This is a genomic window from Edaphobacter bradus, from assembly GCF_025685645.1.
Lineage (GTDB): Bacteria > Acidobacteriota > Terriglobia > Terriglobales > Acidobacteriaceae > Edaphobacter > Edaphobacter bradus.
Genome location: NZ_JAGSYF010000002.1, coordinates 53,564 through 76,729, shown reverse-complemented (window position 1 = coordinate 76,729; position 23,166 = coordinate 53,564). Strand labels below are relative to the sequence as shown.

The 23,166-nt window shown below is 56.8% G+C and carries 21 protein-coding genes; 16 read left to right on the top strand and 5 right to left on the bottom strand.

Annotated elements, in window-relative coordinates; translation table 11 throughout:
- Positions 1-15: 15 nt before the first annotated feature.
- Positions 16-621: a YceI family protein gene (locus OHL16_RS06510; protein WP_263366305.1), complete on the bottom strand. Its 606-nt coding sequence runs from the start codon at positions 619-621 to the stop codon at positions 16-18.
- A gap of 11 nt (positions 622-632) precedes the next feature.
- Entirely contained in the window at positions 633-1,751 is a 1,119-nt protein-coding gene (locus OHL16_RS06505) for an NAD(P)/FAD-dependent oxidoreductase (protein WP_263366304.1), read from the bottom strand.
- Between the two features lie 404 nt (positions 1,752-2,155).
- On the opposite strand from OHL16_RS06505, the gene ndhC reads away from it, so the two are divergent.
- Genes ndhC through OHL16_RS06440 form a run of 13 tightly spaced genes read left to right on the top strand, consistent with a single transcriptional unit; the run spans position 2,156 to position 16,559 of the window.
- Positions 2,156-2,524, top strand: coding sequence for an NADH-quinone oxidoreductase subunit A (gene ndhC / locus OHL16_RS06500; protein ID WP_317891043.1), 369 nt, complete (start codon positions 2,156-2,158; stop codon positions 2,522-2,524).
- Positions 2,525-2,540: 16 nt separating this feature from the next.
- Positions 2,541-3,176, top strand: coding sequence for an NADH-quinone oxidoreductase subunit B (locus OHL16_RS06495; RefSeq protein WP_263366303.1), 636 nt, complete (start codon positions 2,541-2,543; stop codon positions 3,174-3,176).
- Between the two features lie 18 nt (positions 3,177-3,194).
- A complete protein-coding gene (gene nuoC / locus OHL16_RS06490) occupies positions 3,195-4,940 on the top strand; it encodes an NADH-quinone oxidoreductase subunit C/D (protein ID WP_263366302.1) in 1,746 nt (581 codons plus the stop codon).
- A gap of 21 nt (positions 4,941-4,961) precedes the next feature.
- The gene (nuoE, locus tag OHL16_RS06485; RefSeq protein ID WP_263366301.1) at positions 4,962-5,426 is read left to right on the top strand and encodes an NADH-quinone oxidoreductase subunit NuoE; all 465 of its coding nucleotides are present in this window, start codon (positions 4,962-4,964) and stop codon (positions 5,424-5,426) included.
- 9 nt (positions 5,427-5,435) lie between these two features.
- Positions 5,436-6,710: an NADH-quinone oxidoreductase subunit NuoF gene (gene nuoF / locus OHL16_RS06480; protein ID WP_263366300.1), complete on the top strand. Its 1,275-nt coding sequence runs from the start codon at positions 5,436-5,438 to the stop codon at positions 6,708-6,710.
- A complete protein-coding gene (gene nuoG / locus OHL16_RS06475) occupies positions 6,707-9,421 on the top strand; it encodes an NADH-quinone oxidoreductase subunit NuoG (protein WP_263366299.1) in 2,715 nt (904 codons plus the stop codon). The genes nuoF and nuoG overlap by 4 nt, the downstream gene beginning before the upstream one ends.
- Entirely contained in the window at positions 9,418-10,371 is a 954-nt protein-coding gene (gene nuoH / locus OHL16_RS06470) for an NADH-quinone oxidoreductase subunit NuoH (RefSeq protein WP_263366298.1), read from the top strand. Before nuoG ends, nuoH begins: the two co-directional genes overlap by 4 nt.
- Positions 10,372-10,385: 14 nt before the next feature.
- Positions 10,386-10,901 (top strand): NADH-quinone oxidoreductase subunit NuoI, encoded by a 516-nt coding sequence (gene nuoI, locus OHL16_RS06465; protein WP_263366297.1) that lies wholly within the window; start codon positions 10,386-10,388, stop codon positions 10,899-10,901.
- Positions 10,902-10,910: 9 nt separating this feature from the next.
- Positions 10,911-11,504: an NADH-quinone oxidoreductase subunit J gene (gene nuoJ, locus OHL16_RS06460; protein ID WP_317891042.1), complete on the top strand. Its 594-nt coding sequence runs from the start codon at positions 10,911-10,913 to the stop codon at positions 11,502-11,504.
- On the top strand, positions 11,392-11,727 hold the full coding sequence (gene nuoK, locus OHL16_RS06455) for an NADH-quinone oxidoreductase subunit NuoK (protein WP_317891041.1): 336 nt from the start codon (positions 11,392-11,394) through the stop codon (positions 11,725-11,727). The genes nuoJ and nuoK overlap by 113 nt, the downstream gene beginning before the upstream one ends.
- 1 nt (position 11,728) lies before the next feature.
- Positions 11,729-13,603 (top strand): NADH-quinone oxidoreductase subunit L, encoded by a 1,875-nt coding sequence (gene nuoL, locus OHL16_RS06450; protein ID WP_263366294.1) that lies wholly within the window; start codon positions 11,729-11,731, stop codon positions 13,601-13,603.
- Positions 13,604-13,613: 10 nt separating this feature from the next.
- Positions 13,614-15,110, top strand: a complete 1,497-nt coding sequence (gene nuoM, locus OHL16_RS06445) for an NADH-quinone oxidoreductase subunit M (RefSeq protein WP_263366293.1) — start codon at positions 13,614-13,616, stop codon at positions 15,108-15,110.
- 3 nt (positions 15,111-15,113) lie between these two features.
- The gene (locus tag OHL16_RS06440; RefSeq protein ID WP_263366292.1) at positions 15,114-16,559 is read left to right on the top strand and encodes an NADH-quinone oxidoreductase subunit N; all 1,446 of its coding nucleotides are present in this window, start codon (positions 15,114-15,116) and stop codon (positions 16,557-16,559) included.
- 26 nt (positions 16,560-16,585) lie between these two features.
- Here OHL16_RS06440 and OHL16_RS06435 read toward each other — a convergent pair whose 3' ends face one another.
- Positions 16,586-17,035 (bottom strand): CBS domain-containing protein, encoded by a 450-nt coding sequence (locus OHL16_RS06435; protein ID WP_263366291.1) that lies wholly within the window; start codon positions 17,033-17,035, stop codon positions 16,586-16,588.
- 605 nt (positions 17,036-17,640) lie between these two features.
- Here OHL16_RS06435 and OHL16_RS06430 point away from each other — a divergent pair.
- From OHL16_RS06430 to OHL16_RS06420, 3 genes are all read left to right on the top strand, one after another.
- The gene (locus tag OHL16_RS06430) at positions 17,641-18,174 is read left to right on the top strand and encodes a hypothetical protein (protein ID WP_263366290.1); all 534 of its coding nucleotides are present in this window, start codon (positions 17,641-17,643) and stop codon (positions 18,172-18,174) included.
- A 177-nt stretch (positions 18,175-18,351) separates the two neighbouring features.
- Positions 18,352-19,032: a response regulator gene (locus OHL16_RS06425; RefSeq protein ID WP_263366289.1), complete on the top strand. Its 681-nt coding sequence runs from the start codon at positions 18,352-18,354 to the stop codon at positions 19,030-19,032.
- A 188-nt stretch (positions 19,033-19,220) separates the two neighbouring features.
- Positions 19,221-20,555, top strand: coding sequence for a sensor histidine kinase (locus OHL16_RS06420; protein ID WP_263366288.1), 1,335 nt, complete (start codon positions 19,221-19,223; stop codon positions 20,553-20,555).
- A gap of 86 nt (positions 20,556-20,641) precedes the next feature.
- On the opposite strand, the gene OHL16_RS06415 is transcribed toward OHL16_RS06420, so the two are convergent.
- On the bottom strand, positions 20,642-21,625 hold the full coding sequence (locus OHL16_RS06415) for a PstS family phosphate ABC transporter substrate-binding protein (RefSeq protein WP_263366287.1): 984 nt from the start codon (positions 21,623-21,625) through the stop codon (positions 20,642-20,644).
- Between the two features lie 60 nt (positions 21,626-21,685).
- The gene (locus tag OHL16_RS06410) at positions 21,686-23,074 is read right to left on the bottom strand and encodes a short-chain fatty acid transporter (RefSeq protein WP_263366286.1); all 1,389 of its coding nucleotides are present in this window, start codon (positions 23,072-23,074) and stop codon (positions 21,686-21,688) included.
- Between the last annotated feature and the right edge of the window lie 92 nt (positions 23,075-23,166).

Here is a 23,166-nt window from a genome sequence, read left to right as displayed (position 1 = left end):
GACGAGGTTGTGCGGTCAGGGTCTTACTTGCGCGACGCTCTCTACATCAATAGAGACTGCCTTATTCACGCGCAGAACGAAGGTGCTTGGGTCCTTCAATCCCCATTGCACATAGGGTACTTCGAAGTGAGTGTCGAGCTCGACGCCGGCCGATTGCGGGTGAGCGCTCACCATCATCTTCATAGGGTGGTCCGCGCCATGAAGACTGAAGACTCCATCTACAGTGAAGACGCCCTGAGCTGCCTGATCAAACTTGCCCTCCACGTGCGTGGGGCGAAAGGTAATGGTCTGGTATCGCAGGCTCTCGAGAACATCTTTGTGCATTCTCTGATCGCGCGCAGAACTTCCGCTCTCTCCGCTGGCCGCATCGATCTCGATCAAGCCCGTGGCATTGCCGGTGAGAGGATCGTAGTGGATTGCGCCCTTCTTCAGTTTGAAAGATCCATGAACGGTGTGCAGAACATCGCCGAGCGTCCAATGAACGGTTGTAGCTACGGGATCGAGTGTGATGTCGATCTCATGTGGAGCCTGTGCAATCGCAATTGCCACAAAGGTCAGAAGCGACCCAACGATTCCCAGCAACAATCCGAAATTTCGACCGGCCGTGCTCTTCCGTTGCATCGATTTCCCCCTTAACCGTGATGACTTCCAGTCATGAGACTCCAGCCGAGCTTTGGTCCACGCAGCATGGCAAACTCGAACAGACCCTTCATCCCCAAATGGACGGACAGCAGTTCGCGAAACAGCTCCGGATTGGAGGAGAGAGCCCGCATGGCGCGCACCTCAACTGACGGCCAGCGGTCCATTGTCAGCATAAGAGACCCCATGGCGTGTGGCAGCCTTCCGATCCGCTCATGCGCACGGCTATAGCCCGCCAAAGACCCCGCCTCGATTGCTTCGGCCAATGCGCTTGCCTGACGAAACGACATCGCGAGTCCTTCCCCTGTGATGGCATCTGTCGAGCCAGAGGCATCGCCGACCAGGGCAACTGTTCCGTCTGCAACTCGGCTCAATTCGCGGGTTGCTGAAACTGCGCCTCGCTGCTGCGATAGAAGGGGAGCGCTACTGAGCCGCTGGCGTAAGGCAGGGAACGACGCGAGGATATCGCTGCGATCACGCAGGTCAGCGGTGACGAACACGATACACACGGACTCCGGAGATACAGGCGTGACGTAAATCTGACCACCCGGGCCCCAATGCACCTCGACAAACTCGCTCCATGGCCTTATCTGATAGTGCCGCCGAAAGCCATATCGCAGGCGTTTCTTTCGTGTCTGGTCAAGCCCCGCCCAGCGACGCACGAAAGAGCCCTGTCCATCGGCACCGATCAACCAGCGAAACGCTATCTGTGTGCCGTCGATCGAGGACATGCCCCGATCGAGCAGTGTGACGCGGCTGTTCCAGAGGATGTTGACGCCGCAACGATGCGCACGTAGCGCCAGACGTTCGTGCAGCCTGATCCTGCGAACACCGACTCCGTAGCCTTCAGGGAACTGCGCATCTACCTGGTGCGCTGCGTTTGCAAATCGTATTCCGCGAAACGGATATCCATCCTCGTCTGTGATCTGAACGCCGAGGGATTCAAGTGCGCTGAGCGCATTCGGCATGAGCCCTTCACCACATGCCTTGTCAATCGCCGGAGGCAAGGCCTCCACAACCACGCAGCCGATGTTTCTTTGTCGCAGAGCGATTGCGGCGGCTAATCCCGCTGGTCCGCCGCCAACGATGAGTGCATCGGTCGATCCAGGCATCAATGAGTTCCGCTAAACCTTTCCTTATCTAGACGCGGCGGGTCGAAGATCGTTGCGCGGGGGATGTCATCTTTCTGTCACGTGTTTATCAAAGCGTTGCTAAACACAGGCAGTGATCCATCCCCACCGACGCATCAGGGATTGATCAAGGTGATAGCAGATCTCATCATGCAGCTTGTGAAGCTACATCGGTTTGGGGGGAATGAGCATAGTTCCAGACGGAGGTAAAGGCACCGCCGGTTCGCTTAGCGTCTTGCTGGCTTCCTGCCAGGTCAGTCGGGCCGATACCGACGGATAGTTGGTGGCGGTCAACTCGCCCATTACCGGATAGTTGCGAATCCTGTTGATCTGGTCCATACTTGCTAGCGATACAAAGCTGACGGGTTGTGTTGAGGCGAAGGACTATGGACCTTTGGCCGCTGGCAGTCTATCTCGTAATCGTTATCATGCTCGTTGTCGCTATGCTTGGCCTGTCTTTCGTACTGGGTCAGCGACATCACAATCGGGCAACGGGCACCCCCTATGAATCAGGTATCCTCTCGCAGGGGTCTGCGCGAGTGCGGTTGTCGGCCAAGTTCTACTTGGTCGCCATGTTCTTCGTGATCTTCGATCTCGAAGCGGTCTTCATTTTTGCGTGGGCGATCTCCGTCCGTGAAACTGGATGGACCGGCTACGGCGAGGCCTCGCTTTTTATGGCGGTCCTGCTCGCAACCCTGGTCTATCTATGGCGCGTGGGTGCGCTGGATTGGAGCGGAAGCCGACGGACAAGTTAGAAACGGATGGTGAATTATGCCCTGGTCGATCAGTCGGCTTGGTGCCCCGCAGGTTGAAAAAGTCGGTGAATCTTCTGACGACGCGATCCGTCGTACGCTCATTCTGTCTCGCGTGGATGACCTTGTTGCTTGGGGTCGCAAAAACTCCGTCTGGCCCTTCAACTTTGGTCTCTCATGTTGCTTTGTGGAGATGGCTACGAGCATTACCAGCAAATATGACATCTCGAGGTTCGGCGCTGAAGTGATACGCGGTACACCACGAGAAGCAGACCTCATGGTCATTGCAGGTACGGTCTTCATCAAGATGGCTCCGGTCATTCAGCGCCTGTATGAGCAGATGATGGAGCCGCGCTGGGTCATCTCCATGGGCTCATGCGCGAATTCAGGCGGCATGTATGACATCTACAGCGTTGTACAGGGCGTAGATAAGTTCTTGCCCGTAGACGTATATGTGCCTGGGTGTCCGCCTCGGCCGGACGCATTTCTCGAAGGTGTCTTGTTGTTGCGTGATGCGGTTGGAAAGGAAAAGCGGCCCCTGAGTTGGGTAGTCGGGCCGCAGGGAGTGGAGCGGCCTGAGATGCCTTCCATGCGAGATGAGAAGCGGGCTCAGCGGCAGTTGCTGACGGTGCTCAGGACTCCCGATAGCGTATAGCGGTACTGGCGGTGCTGTATGGCAAGTGGCCTCGTCCTCGATCAGGAGCTACAGCATGAATTGGGGGATACTGCTGCGCCTCAGTCGGCCCGTGACGATATTCCTACATTCTGGGTGTCGAAGGATGCCATCCATCAGGCGATACGCTCGCTTCACTCCAGCATCTCCGATCCATATACGATGCTGTACGATCTCACGGCAATCGACGAACGCGGACGTGCGCATCGCGACGGTCAGCCGCCGAGCGACTTCACGGTGGTTTACCACCTCTACTCGTTTGAGCGAAATTCGTATGTTCGGCTGAAGGTCGCGCTCAACGAAGAGCAGCTAACACTGCCAACCATCACCGATATCTTCCGTGCCGCCAACTGGTACGAGCGCGAAGTGTGGGACATGTTCGGCATTGTCTTCGACAAGCACCCGCATTTGGAGCGCATTCTCATGCCGCGGAGTTGGTCGGGACACCCATTGCGCAAGGATCATGCGGCACGCGCCACTGAGATGGGGCCGTTCCGTCTGCCGGACGAAAAGCAGGACGCCGAACAGCAAGCGTTGCAGTTTCATCCTGAAGAGTGGGGCATGTTGCGCGAGCATGACGGTCTGGACTTTCTCTTCCTGAACGTAGGGCCGCAGCACCCGGGCACGCACGGCGTTCTGCGCATCGCTCTACAGCTTGATGGCGAAGTGATCGTCGATGCTGTGCCAGACATAGGCTTTCATCATCGCGGCGCAGAAAAGATGGGCGAGCGCCAGACGTGGCATACCTATATTCCTTACACCGACCGTGTGGACTATCTGGGCGGTGTGATGAACAACTTCGCGTACCTGACAGCGGTTGAAAAGCTTGCAGGTATTACGGTGCCGCCACGTGGGCAGATGATTCGCGTCATGATGGCGGAGCTCTTTCGCATCATGAGCCACCTGGTCTGGTACGGCACGTTCGCGCAGGATCTCGGCCAAATGTCGCCGGTGTTTTATCTGTTCAACGACCGCGAACGAGCCTTTGGGATTGTCGAAGCGATCTGCGGCGCGCGCATGCACCCGAACTGGTTTCGTATCGGGGGGGTGGCACAAGACCTTCCGAATGGATGGGACCGGTTATTCCGAGAGTTTCTGCAATACTTGCCAGCCCGGCTCGATGAATACGATCGCACCGTTATACGCAACCGTCTGTTCAAAGGGCGCACAAAGGGAATTGGCGGCTGCACGGTCGAAGAAGCGATCGAGTGGGGCATGACAGGGCCGAATCTGCGTGCCTGCGGACTCGAATGGGATTTCCGCAAGAAGCAGCCCTACTCCTGCTACAGCCAGCTCGACTTTGAAATACCAGTCGGCCAATCCGGTGATTGTTATGACCGTGCAGTTGTCCACGTTGAGGAGATGCGTCAGAGCCTTCGCATCATCCAGCAGTGCGTCGACAACATGCCGGGAGGCCCATGCAATGCCGAACATCCGCTCACCACGCCGCCACCCAAGGCGCGCACCATGCATGATATCGAGACGCTTATCCATCATTTTCTTGGCGTGAGCTGGGGGCCAGTCATTCCAGCGGGAGAAGCAATGGCGGCAATTGAAGGGACCAAGGGCAATAACGGCTACTACCTGATCAGTGACGGGGGAACTGGCTCGTACAGGACGCGTATCCGCACGCCGTCATTCCCGCATATGCAGATGCTGCCGCAGCTGTGCCGGGGGCTTATGATTCCGGACCTGCTGGCGATTCTTGGGAGCCTGGACTATGTGCTCGCCGATATCGACCGATGACACCAGAAGGGAAGCGAAGCGATGCTGACTACTGAGGAACGAAGAGAGATCGAGACGAAGCTTGGCGACTATCCGAACAAGCAGGCCATGAGCATCGAGTCCATGCTGATCGTCCAGCGAAATCGCGGGTGGGTCTCGGAGGAAAGCCTGCGAGACATTTCGGAGCTTCTTGGACTTTCCGTTGCCGACCTGGATGGTGTCGCGACGTTCTACAACCTGATCCGACGCAAACCTGTCGGACGACATGTGGCACTAGTCTGCGACAGCGTCTCCTGCTGGATCATGGGCTGCGATCGTGTGCGCGATCGTCTTTGCAGCAGCCTGGGTACAACGCTCGGCGGCACGACAGCAGACGGACGGTTCACCCTTTTGCCTATTGTTTGTCTGGGCGCGTGCGATCACGCACCCGCTGTGATGATCGACGGCAAGTTGTACGAAGATGTTGACGAGCGGCGGATCGAGGAAGTCGTAGCGCAGTACGAGTAGGTGAGCTCTATGGATAAACCTCTGACTGGGAACTTTCGAGCCGATAAAGAGGCAGTAAGCCTTGCAGAGTACGAACGCAGCGGAGGCTATCAAGGTCTTCGCAAAGCAATGCTCATGGCGCCGGCAGAAGTGATTGAACTAGTGAAGAGGTCCAATCTTCGCGGACGGGGAGGCGCGGGCTTTCCCACCGGCATGAAGTGGAGCTTTGTACCTTTGGGAAAAGACGCACCGCATCCAAAGTATCTGGTTGCAAACGCCGACGAGATGGAGCCCGGTACGTTCAAAGATCGCGCGCTGATGGAACGCGATCCACATCAGTTGATCGAGGGCATGATCGTCGCGGCTTATGCGATTGAGGCCGACATCGGTTATATATTTCTGCGGGGGGAGTACGAGTGCTCCTACGAACGTCTTGCCCGAGCAATCGCCGAAGCGCAAGCAAGCAATTACCTCGGACGCAACATTCTCGGGTCAGGCTATAACCTCGCGATCCACCTTCATGCCAGCGCAGGCCGCTACATCTGCGGTGAGGAGACCGCGCTGCTCAACGCGCTCGAAGGCAAGCGGGCACACCCGAGAACGAAGCCACCGTTTCCGCAGATTTCAGGGCTCTGGGGAAAGCCGACCGTCGTCCAGAACGTAGAGACGCTCTGCAATGTTCATCACATCGTGAACCACGGGACCGACTGGTTCCGTGGCCTGAGCCGGACCCAGGACGGTGGCACGAAGCTCTACGGTGCCAGTGGCAAGGTCAAGAGGCCGGGGCTTTGGGAACTTCCAATGGGTACACCGCTGCGGGAGATCTTGGAGGAACACGCAGGAGGAATGCGTAACGGCCTGCACTTCCGCGGGGTCCTGCCTGGCGGAGCATCGACTGATTTTCTGGTGGAGGAACATCTAGACACGCCCATGGACTACGAACACGTGCAGAGAGCGGGAAGCCGCCTGGGCACCGGAACCATGATTGTGCTGGATGACCAGACGTGTCCCGTCGGCATGGTGTGGAACCTCGAGCACTTCTTTGCACAGGAATCCTGCGGCTGGTGCACGCCGTGCTGGAGCGGGCTCGCGTGGACGGAAAAGATTCTGTACGCGATGGAGCAAGGCAAGGGAAGCGCACGCGATCTCGAAACACTGACATTTCAGACGAAGTTCCTTGCTCCCGGCAACACATTCTGCGCGCTTGCTCCCGGAGCAGTGGAACCGCTTCAGAGCGCATTGAAGTACTTCGCCGACGATTTTCGGCGGCACGTCGATGAACAGCGGTGTCCGTGGAGGAGATGACCGTGGCGACTATTTTTATCGACAATGAGCCCAGGCAGGCTAACCCCAAACAGAACCTTCTTCACGCCTGTCTTTCGCTGGGCTATGACCTCCCTTATTTCTGTTGGCATCCTGCTCTGGGATCAGTGGGAGCGTGCCGCCAGTGTGCAATCAAGCAATTTCGCAATGAGCAGGACACCACAGGAAAGCTCGTGATGGCCTGCATGACACCGGCCGTAGAGGGTATACGCATCTCGATTGCCGATACCGAGGCTGCAGCTTTTCGTGCGGCGGTCATTCAGGGCTTGATGCAGAACCACCCGCACGATTGCCCGGTCTGTGACGAAGGCGGCGAATGCCATCTTCAGGACATGACGGTGATGACTGGCCACCGGCAACGCGTTTACAGCTTCGGCAAAAGAACTTTTCGCAACCAGTATCTGGGCCCGCTGGTGAATCATGAGATGGACCGCTGTATCCAGTGCCAGCGGTGCGTGCGTTTCTATCGCGAATACGCAGGCGGCCACGATCTGAATGCATTTCATCTGCGCGACACCATCTACTATGGGCGGCACGAAGACGGCGTCTTAGAGAACGAGTTCAGCGGCAATCTGGTGGAGATCTGTCCAACAGGTGTCTTTACGGATGCGACTCTCAAGCGCCACTACACGCGCAAATGGGACCTCCAGATGGCGCCTTCCATCTGCATACATTGCGGACTCGGTTGCAACATTACAGTCGGCGAGCGATACGACGCGCTCCGTCGCGTGGTCAATCGCTACAATCACGAAGTTAACGGCTATTTTCTTTGCGATCGTGGCCGGTTCGGCTATGAATTCGTCGAGAGCAGCCTGCGCATTCGCCACCCACTTGTTCACGGTAAATCGGTCACAAAAGGCGAGGCACTGGAACGATTCGGCGCCGTCCTTCGCGAAGGCAATGTGGTAGGTATCGGGTCCCCGCGAGCCTCCTTGGAAGCCAACTTTGCGTTACGCACAATGGTTGGCCCGGATCGATTCTTCGCCGGAGTCCCCGACGAAGAGGCGCGGCTGTTCTCAGCCATGATCCGCATCCTGCGCGAGGGGCCGGCGCGGTCTCCTTCACTCGATGAGGTGGAGCATTCGGATGCCGTGTTTGTGGTCGGCGAGGATCTCACGAACGTCGCGCCGATCATGGCGCTGCGACTGCGCCAGTCCGTACGCCAGGCACCCATGCGTATTGCCGCCGGCCTGCACATCCCCGAATGGCTTGACCACGCGGTGCGAGAGGCCGTGCAGGACGCGAAGGGGCCGCTCTTCATTGCCTCTCCGTATGCAACGAGGCTAGATGACATCGCGGCGGCTACCTATCACGCTTCGCCGGACGATCTGGCGCGACTGGGCTTCGCCGTCGCGCATGCGATCGACACGACGGCCCCTGCAGTGGCAGGGCTTCAGAAAGAGTTGGAGTTGATGGCTGCCAATATAGCTACAGCCTTGCTTGACGCTCAACGTCCTCTTGTAGCCTCAGGTGCGAGCTGCCGCAGCCAGAGTGTCATTGAAGCCGCGGCACAAATTGCCTGGGCCCTATGTAAGTCAGGTCGTCCGGCAAGCCTCAGTTTCACTACACCGGAATGCAATAGCCTTGGCCTTTCATTGATGGAGCCGCGACCGCTCTCCGAGGCGTTTCGGACGATCAACAGCGGATCAGTCGATACGCTGATTGTCCTTGAGAACGATCTGTTCCGCCGCGCCTCTGCAAACGAAGTAACGTCGTTGCTGCGTGGCGTCCGGCATCTGGTCGTGCTCGATCATCTTGGGAATGCCACTACGGAAGCGGCCGAACTTGTGCTGCCCGCTGGCACCTTCGCCGAATCGGATGGCACGCTCGTGAATAGCGAAGGACGCGCACAACGGTACTTCCAGGCTCTGGACCCCAGCACTGACGTGCAGGCGAGCTGGCGATGGTTGCGTGAAGGCTCCGTGGCGGCAGGCAAGAGCGAGGTTCAATGGCAGGGTCTTGACGACCTCACCACGGCGATGGCCGCAGAGATAGACGCACTCAAAGCCGTTCCAAAAGTCGCCCCACCGCGCAGTGCAGTTGGCAAGATTGCTCGTGAACCGAGCCGGTATAGCGGCCGCACCGCGATGCTCGCCAACATCAGCGTGAACGAGCCCAAGCCGCCTGACGACCCCGATTCCGCGCTGGCCTTCTCCATGGAAACTGGTCCGAATCTGGTACCGCCTTCGCTGATTCCGTTTTTCTGGGCGCCTGGGTGGAACTCGGTGCAAGCAGTGAACAAATTTCAGAGCGAGATGGGAGGGCCACTACGTGGTGGTGACCCCGGAGTTCGTTTGATCGAACCGGCACTGAAATCAGACTGGCGGTATTCTTCCGCAATTCCTCCCGCTTTCAGGTCGCAATCGGGGGAATGGCTTCTCATCCCTATCTTTCATATCTTCGGCTCAGAGGAACTCAGTCGGCATGCGCAGGGTATCGCGCAGCTTCTCCCGCGTCCCTATCTAGCGTTGAACTCGGCGGAAGCTGCTATGGTTGGCGTGAAATCTGGGGAGTCGATCAAGGTAGTTGTCGAAGACTCCCAGTTTGAGTTGGAGGTTGTGTTGCGTGCCGACCTGCCGCGTGGCCTGGCCGGCGTACCTGCAGGACTGTCTCTGTTCGACGGCATACAACTCCCGGTCTTCTGCAAGCTCACGCCATCTGGAGCCGAACTCCTGGCGAGAGGTGCGTCATGAGAACAACTCTTTTCCCTCTGATCATCATTGGTGTTGTCCTGTTCGTAGTTCTCAATCTGTCGGCGGGGCTGATTTGGGTTGAACGCCGTCTGCTTGCACTGTGGCAGGACCGATATGGCCCAAACCGGGTTGGACCTTTCGGCCTGGGGCAGATCGTTGCAGACTCGATCAAGCTTTTTACCAAAGAAGACTGGATTCCACCGTTCGCCGACAAACCAGTCTTTGTCCTCGCGCCTGCGATTGTTGTGGCTACCGCGTTGATCTCGTTCGCGGTCGTGCCCTTTGCTCCAGGATTCGTGATCGCCGATCTCAATATCGGGGTTCTCTTCCTTCTGGCGATGTCGTCGTTGGGCGTTTACAGCGTCGTTCTTGCCGGCTGGTCTTCTAACAACAAATACTCGCTGCTTGGGGGCATCCGTGCCGCCGCGCAGATGATGAGCTATGAAGTCTTCATGGGGCTCTCGCTTCTCGGCACCGTCATTCTGGCTGGCTCATTCCGTCTTACGGACATCGTCGAAGCGCAGCGCGGACTGTGGTTCGTGGTTCCTCAATTCCTCGGCTTCGTCCTGTTCCTGATCGCGGGAGTTGCCGAAACGCGACGGCTTCCCTTCGATCTTGCAGAAGCAGAAAGCGAATTGATTGCGGGCTTTCATTCCGAATATTCAGGCATGAAGTTCGGCATGTTCTTCGTCGGCGAATACATTGGCGTCATTCTCGTCTCGGCAACCATTTCGTTGTTATTTTTTGGCGGCTGGCTCGGCCCCGTGCTCCCGCCTGCGATTTGGTTCGCCGTAAAGACAATGTTTTTCATCTGTCTGTTCATCCTGTTTCGCGCGGCGCTTCCCCGGCCGCGATTTGATCAGCTTATGTCCTGGGGTTGGAAGGTAATGCTGCCTCTCGCTCTGGTGAATATTCTCGTGACTGGAGCGGTCGTGCTAGCCCGAAGGTGAAGGGAGGCGTTTCTGTGCTCAGCTTGGTGCGTTCTCTATGGGAGGTCTTCCGGCACGCGTTTGCACGGCGTGTGACGGTTCAGTACCCGGAACAAAAGGCCTATCTCGCGCCCCGGTACAGGGGCCGCATTGTTCTCACCCGTGACCCCGACGGTGGAGAACGCTGTGTCGCTTGTAACCTCTGCGCTGTGGCCTGTCCGGTGGCGTGCATCTCGCTCCAGGCAACGGAAGACGAGCATGGCAGGAGATATCCGGAATTCTTCCGCATCAACTTTTCCCGCTGCATCTTCTGTGGCTTCTGCGAAGAAGCTTGCCCTACCTACGCAATTCAACTGACACCGGATACCGAGATGGGCGAGTACAAGCGGCAAAATCTTGTGTACGAGAAGGCGGACCTGATGATAGACGGCCCGGGAAAGTATCCCGACTACAACTTCTGGCGCGTCGCGGGAGTTGCCATAGGCGGTAAAGACAAAGGACAGGCCGAGAACGAACTCGAGCCAGTCGATATCCATAACCTGATGCCCTGAGGAAACTTCATGGTCCTACTCTTTTATCTTGCAGGTACTCTCGCAGTCGTAGCTACGTTGCTTGCCATCACACAGCGGCACGCGGTGCACGCGCTGCTCTATCTGATCGTGTCGTTGCTGGCAGTCGCTGCCGACTTTTACGCGCTCGGCGCACCATTTGTCGCGGCGCTTGAAATCATGATCTACGCGGGAGCCATCATGGTGCTCTTCGTGTTTGTCGTCATGATGCTCAATCTGGCGGAGCATGCGATGGAAGTGGAACGCGAGTGGCTGAAGCCAAAAAACTGGTTCGGACCTGCACTTTTTGCTTTGATCCTGCTGGGAGAACTGGTCTTTTGCACCGCAACATCGTTCAGCACGCCTTCCCTCATGAACATAGTGAGCCCAAAGCAGGTTGGCATGTCACTGTTCGGGGGGTATTGGATAGGAGTGGAGCTCGCGTCGTTGTTATTGACGGCGGGCCTCGTCGGAGCATTTCATCTGGGACGCCATGCCATTGCGGGAGAGGAGAAACAACATGTCACCAGTACCGATGCAGCACATATTGATTCTCGCAGCGATCTTGTTCCTGCTGGGTCTCGCGGGACTTCTCACGCGGCGTAATCTCATCTTCACGCTCATGTGCATTGAGATCATGCTCAACGCGAGCGGTCTGGCATTCGTCGCTGCGGGGTCTCGCTGGGCACAACCTGACGGCCAGGTCATGTTTCTATTCATTCTCGCCATGGCCGCCGCCGAGGTGTCTGTTGGATTGGCATTCGTCCTCCTCTACCACAAAAAGCAGCTTGCATTGGATGTGGACGCTGCCAGCGAGTTGAGAGGTTGATATGTTTCAACTGCTGTGGCTGATCGTCGCCATTCCGTTCGCCAGTGCTGTCCTGCTAGGACTGTTCGGCTCCAATCTGCCGCGCCGCGTGGTCGCAGTCATCGGTGCTGGCTCGATTGGACTCATTGCGGCACTTACTCTACTGGTTGGCGCGGAGTTCATCACACACTCGCCGGTCGGCAACGTATACGTCCAACACTTGTGGACATGGATGGAGAGCGGCGGATTTCGCCCTGAGATCGCCTTCTATCTCGATCCTGTTTCGCTCATCATGCTTTTGGTCGTCACCTTTGTCGGCTTCCTGATTCATCTCTATTCGGTTGAATACATGCGCGACGATGACGGGTATGCGCGCTTCTTCGCCTACATGAACCTCTTTGTGGCGTCGATGATCACGCTCGTACTGGCGAACAATCTGCTGTTGCTGTATCTGGGATGGGAGGGCGTCGGACTGTGTAGCTTTCTGCTGATCGGTTTCTGGTATCGCGAACCGCAGAACGTGCGGGCTGCCAGCAAGGCTTTCATCGTAACGCGGTGCGGTGATACCGCCTTTGCGCTCGGACTGTTCCTCCTGTTTACCCGTCTGGGAACGCTGGATATTCAGGAACTGATGCATCGGGCCGCAGCGCAATGGAGCCCGGGCAGCAGCATTGCAGTGGTGGCGACGGCGTTGCTCCTGGGCGGAGCGGTCGGCAAGTCCGCGCAGTTGCCGCTCCAGACATGGCTGCCGGACGCCATGGCAGGCCCCACACCCACAAGCGCCCTGATTCACGCCGCGACCATGGTGACTGCGGGCGTGTATCTGATCGCACGCACGCACACGCTCTTCTCCCTTGCGCCTCCCGTTCAACTCGCGGTGGCAATCATCGGGACTGCCACCATGTTGCTCGCGGCCTTCTGCGCGCTCGCACAGCGTGACATGAAGCGAGTGCTGGCCTACTCCACGATGAGTCAGATCGGTTACATGTTCCTCGCGCTTGGACTGGGGGCGTGGTCGGCTGCCATGTTCCATCTCATGACGCATGCCTTCTTCAAGGCGCTTCTCTTTCTGGCCGCTGGCGTAGTCATCCATGCTGTGCACGAGCAGGACTTGTACCGCATGGGCGGGCTCCGCTCCGAGTTGCGGCTTGCCTTCTGGTCGTTCGTAATCGGCGGCTCAGCATTGGCAGGCCTGCCGCTCATCACTGCTGGCTTCTTCAGCAAGGACCTCATCCTGTGGCAATCGTGGGCCGGCCCAAACGGCAGTGCCTGGTTCTGGATTGCCGGGATGACCGGTGCTCTGCTCACCTCGCTCTACACCTTCAGGATGATCCTGCTGGCCTTCTATGGTCCGCAGCAGTCGCAAGTTCGCGAAGAGAGTGGCCTCGCGGTGCGCGTCTCGCTGACTGTGCTTTGTGTTCTGTCGCTTGTAGGCGGATATGTGGATACACCTCCACATTTTGGCGGAGTGCCCGCGTTTTCCAACTTTCTAAGCAGCGTATTGCCGCCGCTCGAGGAAGTGCACATAGGCCCGATTACGGAGACTATCACCGCGCTCTGTGCCAGCACAGTGTTCGCACTCGGCCTCGGTTTGGCGTACCTGCTCTTTGGGCCGCAGCGTTCACGGCAGCCCGCGCAGAATATCCTCGAGCAATTGTGGCTCGCCGGTTGGGGATTTGATTGGATGTACGACCGGCTGTTCGTCCGGCCGTTCCAGTGGCTCGCCCGCAAGAGCGCGAGCGATCCGGCGGATGTACCGGTCAACGGCTTAGCGCAGATGACCGTACTAAGCTACCGTGCGTTGCGGTTGACACAAACCGGACGCGTGCGCTGGTATGCAACCGGTCTTGCCATGGGCACTGCAGTGATCCTCGCAATTGCATTCTTTGCTCGTTGAGGTGTTTCGCATGATTCTCCCGAGTCTCATCGTGATTCTGATTATCGGCGGCATCGCATCCTGGATCGTTGCACGTCGAAGCACGGTTGTGGCGCGTTGGATTGCTGTCGTCAGCGTGCTGGCAGACTTTGCAACGTGCCTCGGGGTCTGGATGGCCCGCGCAGGCCGATCGCAGTTCACGCCGGAGCGCTGGTTTGTGGAATGCAACGTCGCCTGGATTCCGCAGTTCGGCATCCACATCCACCTTGCAATCGATGGGCTAAGCCTGGCATTACTTCTGCTCACCTACTTCCTTGGCGTTATGGCGGTCCTCTGTTCCTGGACTGAGATTCAGGAGCGAGTCGGCTTCTTTCACTTCAACCTGCTCTGGGTATTGGCTGGCATCACGGGCGTCTTTCTTGCAACAGATCTCCTTCTCTTCTATTTGTTCTGGGAGTTGATGCTGGTGCCGATGTACTTCCTGATCGGCATATGGGGACACGAGAGGCGAATCTATGCGTCGACAAAGTTCTTCCTCTTCACGCAATTGAGTGGTCTGTTGATGTTGATTGCGATCGTTGCGCTGGCGGTTTTTCACTACCAGTCAACCGGCGTCTTCACCTTCGACTATGAGCAGTTGCTCCAGACAACTCTGTCGCCTCGCGCGGCCCGTCTGCTGATGCTTGGGTTTCTCATTGCGTTCGCGGTGAAACTGCCTGCATTCCCCTTTCACACCTGGCTCCCGGATGCGCACACAGAAGCTCCCACTGCGGGAAGCGTCGTGCTGGCGGGGCTCTTGTTGAAGACGGGAGCATACGGACTGATTCGTTTTGTACTGCCGCTCTTTCCAGGTCCGTCGCATGAGCTGGCTCCCTTGATGATGACCATTGGCGTGATCGGAATTCTCTATGGTGCGGTGCTCGCCGTCGGCCAGACCGACCTCAAGCGCCTCGTCGCTTACACCAGCGTGAGTCACATGGGGTTCGTGCTGCTCGGAGTCTTCGCCGGAAATCAAATCGCCCTCGAAGGCGCCGTGGTCCAGATGATAAGTCATGGAATCAGCACGGGTGCCCTGTTTATTCTTGCTGGCCTGCTTCAGGAAAGACTGCATACGCGCGAGATATCGCAGATGGGAGGCCTGTGGGAGACCATGCCGGTGCTCAGTGGGGCGGGCCTTGTATTTGCTATGGCTTCACTCGGGCTTCCAGGGCTGGGGGACTTCGTGGGTGAATTTCTCGTCCTGCTTGGGACATACCGGGCGAATGTTGGTCTCGCCACTGTCGCTACCCTCGGCCTTCTCGCCGCCACTCTCTACGGTTTGAGGTTTGCGCAAGGCGCGTTTCAAGGCCCCAACCGGCATCATTGGAGACTGCCGGACATGCGGCCGCGCGAATGGGCGGCCCTTGGCCTGATGATGATCTGCCTTGTTTGGATAGGCCTCTATCCGCAGCCGGTTCTGCGCGCCATCCGTCCAAGCCTCGCTACCGCGCAGCAAAGCGCACTTCCACAGGAGCTGGTCAGGAGATAAAGAATGAGCCACGCCGACTTTACCGCATCATTGCCGATGCTGATCGTTTCGGTAACTGCGGTTCTATTGATGCTCTCAATTGCTATCCGGCGCAGTCACATGGCTGCCGCCGCTATTTCATTGATCGGCCTGTTTGTGGCGCTCGCGAGCCTGCCCTTTGCGTCGTCCGTTGTGCCGCGGCAGGTCACTGCTTTCTTTATCTTTGACTCTTACTCCCTTATCTATGTGGCGATTCTCCTCCTCGCCACGGCATTTGTATTTCTGCTCGGCTACGACTACCTGGATCGGCGCAAGGAACATCGTGAGGAGTTTTACCTCCTCGTACTGCTCGCAACGACGGGTGCGATGGTGCTTGTGGCCAGCCGAAACTTCGCGTCCTTCTTCCTTGGTCTTGAGCTGTTGAGTGTGGCGCTCTACACGTTGATCGCATACGCTCGCACTGAGAGGGCCGTCGAAGCGGGGATCAAGTATCTGATTCTGGCCGCGTCGTCCTCATCCATTCTGCTCTTTGGTCTTGCTCTCATTTATTCGGGATCAGGGACCATGGAACTCTCCCAATTCACTGCAATGACTCATTCAACCAGGCAAGCGAGCTCACTTCTTTTCCTCGCAGGCTTGGCGCTCACCCTCACGGGGGTAGGCTTCAAGCTGGCAGTTGTCCCTTTTCACCTCTGGACGCCGGATGTTTACGAGGGCGCGCCCTTGCCGGTCACTACGTTTATCGCCACCATATCGAAAGGTGGCATGTTTGCATTGCTCTTGCGCTGGTTTCATTCGGAGGTTGGGGGGCTGGCCGGAGCGCCGGGCCTTGTCCTCTCGATCATCGCCATCGCTTCGATGCTGACGGGTAATCTTCTCGCGCTGCGGCAGACTAACGTCAAGAGGATCCTCGCATACTCGTCCATTGCGCATATGGGCTATCTTCTGGTTGCGTTGCTCGCAGGTGGAGTACTCGGAGCTTCGGCAGCCACCTACTACCTGGCGGCCTATATGGTGACCATCCTCGGCGCCTTCGGCACCATGACCGTCCTCTCGGGCACGCGATGGGAAGCTGCTTCGCTGGATAGCTTCCGTGGGCTCTTCTGGCAGAGGCCGCTCGTCGCAGCCACGTTCACCACCATGCTTCTTTCGCTCGCCGGAATTCCGCTCACAGCAGGATTCCTCGGCAAGTTCTATGTCCTTATCGCAGGCGCTTCACAATCCCGCTGGGTGCTTCTCTTTACCCTTGTCGTTAGCAGCACGATCGGTCTTTTCTACTACCTTCGCATCATCGTCGTCATGTACTCCCAGCCTGCGGAGCACATCGCGGCAGGAGACCCGGGTACACTTCCCTTGTCCATCCCGGCAGCTCTGGCATTGGCCGCTCTGACAGGTCTGGTGTTTCTGCTTGGCGTTTACCCGGCACTTCTCTGGAACGTTATCGTAGAGGCGACACACAACCTCGGATAATCCGTGCAAGAGCCGCGGGCGACGATCTAGCAGGGGTATTTCCCTTCGATGTAATTCTCGAGCTGTTCAATGGTCTGATCCTGCGCGAAGGAGATCCACTGCACCAGGTCTCCAATCGAGATCACACCATGAACCTTGCCGTCGCAGACCACCGGAAGGTGACGGACCCGATGTGTTGTGATGAGCCGCATGGCCTCGTCCACGGAACACTCCGGGCGGATGGTAATCATCGGCTCCGACATGATCTCGCGCACGGGAGTCTCCTTCGACGAACGCCCCTGAATGATCACTTTCCGGGCATAATCCCGCTCCGAAACGACACCTTCAAGGTGCTCGCCGTCCATAACCAGCAACGCACCCACATCCTTGTCCGCCATCATCTTCATGGCATCATAAACAGTCGCATCGGGAGGTACATGCCATACCTCCGTGCCCTTCTTACGTAGAATGAACAACACGGGATCGAAGACTCTCATGGCAACTCCTTGCACACAGTTGCGTCTAAGAGTGGCATTCAAAGGAAGAACGAGGCAGGTGCGCCGAACACCAGTATTTGCATGTCGGGCTCTGGGGCGCGGCACTCTCACTGGAAGATAAACGAACCTTCGCAGTATTCCGCCCGCACGACCCAATGAAGAAGACCGTCACTCGATCGAACATAGTACGCCCAACTCTGGTTCCTTTGCACGTCTGTATCGTCGATTTTTGACGCGTCCGGGCATACCGTCATTGTCCGGTAGGTGCCCCTCCGACCCCTATAGCCCTACGTCTGGCACTCCGTCTAATCGCGATCCAGGCTAACTGACTGAAAGGATTGACCGTACCACAAGATTCGAGAGACCAATAAGACGCTTATAGAGGATCTCTTTTGCACTGAATCTTGTGAAGATTATCTGGCCGCTCGCGAAATACCTGGCGGTCTTCCAGTTTTCAAAGAGCTCAAATGAAGACAATTTCATTCTAGTTTCAGCCATCACTAATGTGCGAGAGCAATCTTCAATAGGAAAGATTGGAACATGTTGATGAAATCTCCGCTTCATTCTTTTACCGGAGAAATTGATTGTCTGGATTAGGAGAATTGATGAGAAAAATAGTTCACCTGGCCTGTATAGCAGCGCTCTCCAGTGTTTTTGTTGGTCAAATTCTGGCACAGGAGAATAGGGAACAGGCTGTCTCTGGTCTGCGGAAAGTAGATGCGAAGGAGATGGACCCTTCGTATACGACTCCCGCACCATTCGCACAAAAGCTAGTGGATGAGGCCCTGGCAAAACACCCGGAAGTCCTTCTTCTGGCTATCCACGCAGCGCCGCCACATCACAAGAATGTCATTGTTGCCTCAAATTTCGGGCGCATTGGCAAGATTGGCGACGAAGATGATCTTCGTTGCATTCGGACGGGAAAGAGCAATCTCGAGGTGAGCGCGAACGGCAAACACTTCGAGGATGAGTTGGCGCTGCAGGACGCCTCCGGCAAAACGATTGGCGCGCTCGGGGTGGTATTCAATTACAAAGCGGGCGACGACAAGGCGGCGCTAGAGAAGATCGCCGAGCAAATTCGAGACGAAATGAAGGTGCAGTTGCCTGAAGAATCGGCGCTATTTCAATCGGTGAAATAGGACGGCCGAACTAACATCCATTAGCTATGCAGATGCCGGCAAGTCCCTCTTTATCTCAGGCATAACGCGCACTGAAATAGACTCCCGTACTGAAGGTGAGGTGAACCTGAAAGGGTTTTCATGTAGTCTTAATGTCCGCTTTACGACCGACATTTTTAAAGTATCGGGGGCTTCACAATGCGTATTTTATTGGTCGAGGATGAGCCCAAGGTGTCAGGATTTGTGGAGCGCGGTCTTGCGGCTGAGCGCTACGCTGTCGATGTGGTCGCGGATGGGCGCGAGGGCCTGGAGATGGCCGAGACGTATCCGTATGACCTGATCATTCTGGATCTCATGCTTCCGAGGATGGACGGCAAGGAAGTGCTGCAACGGATTCGTCGCAATGACACGTGTGTCCCGATCCTGGTCCTTACAGCACGGGATACAGTAGAAGATAAAGTGCTGCTATTCGATAGTGGCGCTGATGATTATCTGACGAAACCGTTTGCCTTTGCCGAACTTCTTGTTCGCACCAAGGCTCTTCTCCGCAGGGGACCGGTCAACCGGTCCAGTACCCTGACGGTAAGCGATCTTGAACTGGATCGACTCACCCAACAGGTGAAGCGGGGAGGGAAGCGAATCGAATTGACGGTAAAGGAGTACTCGCTGCTTGAATACCTCATGCAGAATGTGGAGCGGGTTCTTTCGCGCAACATGATTATTGAGCATGTCTGGGATCAAAGCTTCGACGGCATCACGAACATCGTGGATGTCTATGTACGTCACCTTCGTGCGAAGGTAGACGACGGCCATGAGATCAAGCTGATCCGGACCGTGCGTGGCGCAGGCTATATGATCCGCGCCGGCGGCGAGTTATGAGTCTCAATACCCTGCGCGGCCGTGTTACCACCTGGTATGTTGGTCTGCTCGCTACCGCCCTGGTCGTCTTTGGCGCCGCGCTCTATTTTGGATTGGAGGGCTATCTTAGAACATCGCTCGAGCACTCCATGTCCAGCGAAGCGAAGGCGATTGCGGCAGATTTTGTCTCCTTTGAGGAAGCAAAGGGAATGACGTGGATGGCCGGCGAGGTCGCCGAGGCATACGCACCGGAGCACAGCGGCCGATTTATACGAATTACACGGCAGGACGGAAAAGTCCTGTACGAATCCGGTGACACCCGTGATCCGTACATCGCAGCGTCCAAGATCTCTCATCTCCCAGTCCTGGAAAGTAAGGAGTCCTTTCGTCGGGAGATTCAGGACAGGGGGCGCCGCCTGCTGATCTTTTCGCAACCCTATTCCACGCCATCAGGGACGAAATATCTCATCGAGACAGGAGCGTCTCTGTCCTTGATTGATCGGGTTCTCTCCAGTCTGCGCAGAATTCTTCTTCTTATCACCCCGTTGATCCTGATCGCGGCTGTTCTGGGCGGCCATCTCCTTATGACAAGGCCCCTCCGCCCGCTCATCGAACTTACCGAGCAGGCGGAACGGATTGGAACGCACAAACTTGGCGAGCGCCTGTCTGTAATTGCTACCGGCGACGAGATGGAGCGCCTGTCACTCTCGTTGAATCGCATGATCAGCCGACTGGAGGATGCATTAGACCACAACAGACGTTTCTCTGCCGACGTATCGCATGAGCTGCGAACTCCCTTGACAATCCTTAAGGGAGAACTGGAGCAAGTGGTCCAGGCACCACAACTTCCGGACTCCATGAGGGAATCTGTCGGAAGTTCACTTGAGGAGATTGATCGCATGTCAAAGATCGTGGAGAATCTCCTCACCATCTCCCGCCTCGATAGCGGAGCAGACGCCATGGTTCGCCAAACAGTCGATTTGAGTCAGTTGGCACTGTGGACTCTTGACCAGATGCACCTCCTCGCCGAAGAGAAGCAGATAACGATGCGCAGCACGCATGCTTCGCCAGCACTGATCCTCGCGGACCCAGGGCGCATCAAGCAGGTAATGGTCAACCTACTCGACAATGCAATCAAGTACACTCCAGACCACGGAGAGATTAACGTTTCCGTCGTTGCTGCACAACACACGGCTGTTCTCGAGGTAAGCGATACCGGCATTGGTATTCCTGCCGAGTCTTTGTCAAACGTATTTCAGCGCTTTTATCGGTCTGACAAGGCACGCTCACGCGAGTCAGGCGGCACTGGATTGGGTCTGTCCATCGTGCAGGCCATCTGCAATGCACATGGGGGTTCCGTCGGAATCCAGAGCGTAGAAGGAAGGGGCACTACTGTTCGGGTCGAACTGCCTCTCGCTCCCTCGCCAGCAGGGCTAGAGACTGAGGTAACCTCTATCTCTAGTCTCTCCATCGTTGAGAATGATCTCCGTTTTGCCAGTGGAGCTCAGCGAAGGGTAATAGAACACGATCAAGTGGTGAAGTGACGAATGGAGCCTGGAGCGAACCAGGGGCGGTTTGCGTTCTCGAAAACTGCGTGCTGTCGGCTACATAAATCCACATGCCGAAAAGCTCATCTGGATTCCAGCAAACGTCGCTGCTCTTCGACGATGTTCGGTGTTAGGGGGAGATACATCCCATCGTTGCGGACGTCCTCCTGGCCCTGGCGGCTCAGGACGTAGTGAAGGAATTCAAGCACAGCGGGGTTCTCTGCGCTCCGATTTATCACCATGTACACCGCGCGAGATAAGGGGTAGCGTCTCGAAGCGACATTCTTGCGCGTGGGCGCTACGGGGGGCTCCTTATCCTGCATGGAGAGTGGCAAGACCTTAACAGACTGGGTGGCGTAATGGATGTTGGAGATTCCAATGCCAGCAGGGTCCTTTGCGACAGCTCGAAGGATCAGGTCACCAGCGTCGGCCGCAATAACGCCGGAGGAGTTGGAATACTCGTGTAAGTTGCAGTTCCATCGCGCACTCTGTTTGAAGATGATCCGGCTGAAGATCAACGCCTTGTCATTGTCCATGCTGAAGCCGTAGAGGTGGATACTCCGCTTTGCCCATGTGCCCTTGAGTCCGAGTTCACCCCACGTCCGAACCGGCTTTTGTTGAGCGTCTCCGAAGATGTGGTCGAGCTGGACGGTGGAAAGGCTTGTAATGGGATTCGACCCATGGACGAAGATCATCAGCGCATACGTGGCTTTGGGGACATCGTAGGCACCGGTAGCAACCTCAATGGCGATCGGCGAATGACCAGTAACAGACTCGAACGCCTGAACTTCGCTGGGCCAGATCTCGCGGCCCATAAGGGCGATGTCGGCACGCCCGGTGTAGACTCCCGCAACTCCGGAGACGGTGCTTTTGAGATCGTCTTCAAAGTGGACAAATGGCTGAAATTTTCGAAAACCGTCTTCGTAGCGACGGAGCAGGTCGCTAATCTGTGGACTGCCCCATGTGTGAATGACTCCGGCAACCTGTCGGGTGGGAGTGTAAGGAGGCATAGGCGAGCTCTGTGCTTCCATCTGTGCCGCGAACAGTGCGGCGATGCCGGCGGCCACAAGTCTCTGAGGCCTTCTAAGTGATCGGTCTGGCAAGGTCGTCGCGACTTTCACAATTGATCACTGTGCTGGCACGAGGAACAGAAGGGAAAGGCCAAAGGCGACAAAGGAGACGAGAAAGGTAATCACCATGAAGCCCATCATGCGCTGAACCTTGATTCCTGCGATAGCGAGGATGGGTAAAGCGAAGAATGGCTGCAACATGTTTGCCACGGACTCGCCCATTGCTACGGACATGGTTACGCCGGCGAGCGATGCATGCAGATCTCGAGCTGCAGGAACGGCAAAGGGACCTTGCACCGCCCAGTGGCCGCCTCCGCTTGGAACGAAGAAGGTGATGATGACCGAGGTGAGGTAGGTCCAGAAGTGGATGCTGTGTGCGGTCGAGAACGAGAGGAAGACCTTGGAGAGTACGCCTGCCAAGCCAGTTGTTGTCATGATGCCCATGAGCCCGCCATACAGTGGATACTGCAGGATAAGCGGCCCGGAGATGCGGGCGGCGTGCTTGATGGCCGCTACGTAGGCAGCGGGTGTCCAGTGCAACAGAAGCCCGAGCATAAGGAGCGTCATGATGACAGAGTTCAGGTCCAGCGATCCCTTTGTCCGGTAAAGCTCCATCCCAAGCGCTGTGGCGATGAACAAGACCAGAAGCACTGTCAAAATCCAGGCGTTGTCGAGTTTGCCACCGAGGGTATTGGTCTTCTCTTTTGCCTGCGGAGTTGCGTCTTCGCTGCGTAGCTTATCGGGGTTTGCAGCGAAGGTGTTCGCCGGGGCCGGCCCGATGTAGCGGAAGACAATGGGGAGGACAATCAGCAGCACAGCGAGTGGAATCAGATTGAAGCGTGTGAAGACGGTGTGAGACAGCGGCGTGACGATACCGGTGACCTTCTCGACGATGTTAAGCGCCGAGCCATGCGTGGCCTGCGACAATGCAATTGATCCGGACAATCCCTCCGTCGAGATGACGAACCCACTATAGGCCGCAGCGACTAGCCAGCCGAAGTCCATGGGTATACGTTTGGCGATCTCACGTGCCAAAAGCGCAGCCGTCACCAGACCCATCCCCCAGTTGATCCATGACGCAATCATGGAGACGACGATCGTTAGAGATACGGCAGCCGCGGGGTTTGTCGGAATCGAGGCGATCCTGCCGAGCAGGTTGCGAATTGCCGGTGCGCTGGCCAGAGCGTATCCAGCTACCAGCATGATCACCATCTGGAAGGCGAAGGTAAACAGGTTGAAGACACCGCCATACCAGGCAGTGGCAATCTGCTGTGGGCGCGCATTGGGTGCGAAGAAGAACGCCAGCAACGCTGCGACAAACGTCAGAATCACAGCGAAGACATAAGGGTCCGGCATGATCTGGTCAAAAAGGTAGACGAAGAAGGTGGTCACCCTTCCGAGTGCTGTGTATTTGTGCTCGTGACTGAGTACAGTTACTTCGTCCATGGGATGTTCTTTTTGGCCTTCTCGGAGAGATTGAAAACTCAAGCTACGCCATTTACTTGCACGCAAATGAAGTACCCATGAACTGTAGATGA

Excerpts from the sequence above, each read along its gene's own strand:
- OHL16_RS06510 (WP_263366305.1), bottom strand. The coding sequence starts at position 621 with ATGCAACGGAAGAGCACGGCCGGTCGAAATTTCGGATTGTTGCTGGGA.
- OHL16_RS06505 (WP_263366304.1), bottom strand. The coding sequence starts at position 1,751 with ATGCCTGGATCGACCGATGCACTCATCGTTGGCGGCGGACCAGCGGGA.
- ndhC (WP_317891043.1), top strand. The coding sequence starts at position 2,156 with ATGGACCTTTGGCCGCTGGCAGTCTATCTCGTAATCGTTATCATGCTC.
- OHL16_RS06495 (WP_263366303.1), top strand. The coding sequence starts at position 2,541 with ATGCCCTGGTCGATCAGTCGGCTTGGTGCCCCGCAGGTTGAAAAAGTC.
- nuoC (WP_263366302.1), top strand. The coding sequence starts at position 3,195 with ATGGCAAGTGGCCTCGTCCTCGATCAGGAGCTACAGCATGAATTGGGG.
- nuoE (WP_263366301.1), top strand. The coding sequence starts at position 4,962 with ATGCTGACTACTGAGGAACGAAGAGAGATCGAGACGAAGCTTGGCGAC.
- nuoF (WP_263366300.1), top strand. The coding sequence starts at position 5,436 with ATGGATAAACCTCTGACTGGGAACTTTCGAGCCGATAAAGAGGCAGTA.
- nuoG (WP_263366299.1), top strand. The coding sequence starts at position 6,707 with ATGACCGTGGCGACTATTTTTATCGACAATGAGCCCAGGCAGGCTAAC.
- nuoH (WP_263366298.1), top strand. The coding sequence starts at position 9,418 with ATGAGAACAACTCTTTTCCCTCTGATCATCATTGGTGTTGTCCTGTTC.
- nuoJ (WP_317891042.1), top strand. The coding sequence starts at position 10,911 with ATGGTCCTACTCTTTTATCTTGCAGGTACTCTCGCAGTCGTAGCTACG.
- nuoK (WP_317891041.1), top strand. The coding sequence starts at position 11,392 with ATGCCATTGCGGGAGAGGAGAAACAACATGTCACCAGTACCGATGCAG.
- nuoL (WP_263366294.1), top strand. The coding sequence starts at position 11,729 with ATGTTTCAACTGCTGTGGCTGATCGTCGCCATTCCGTTCGCCAGTGCT.
- nuoM (WP_263366293.1), top strand. The coding sequence starts at position 13,614 with ATGATTCTCCCGAGTCTCATCGTGATTCTGATTATCGGCGGCATCGCA.
- OHL16_RS06440 (WP_263366292.1), top strand. The coding sequence starts at position 15,114 with ATGAGCCACGCCGACTTTACCGCATCATTGCCGATGCTGATCGTTTCG.
- OHL16_RS06435 (WP_263366291.1), bottom strand. The coding sequence starts at position 17,035 with ATGAGAGTCTTCGATCCCGTGTTGTTCATTCTACGTAAGAAGGGCACG.
- OHL16_RS06430 (WP_263366290.1), top strand. The coding sequence starts at position 17,641 with ATGAGAAAAATAGTTCACCTGGCCTGTATAGCAGCGCTCTCCAGTGTT.
- OHL16_RS06425 (WP_263366289.1), top strand. The coding sequence starts at position 18,352 with ATGCGTATTTTATTGGTCGAGGATGAGCCCAAGGTGTCAGGATTTGTG.
- OHL16_RS06420 (WP_263366288.1), top strand. The coding sequence starts at position 19,221 with ATGACGTGGATGGCCGGCGAGGTCGCCGAGGCATACGCACCGGAGCAC.
- OHL16_RS06410 (WP_263366286.1), bottom strand. The coding sequence starts at position 23,074 with ATGGACGAAGTAACTGTACTCAGTCACGAGCACAAATACACAGCACTC.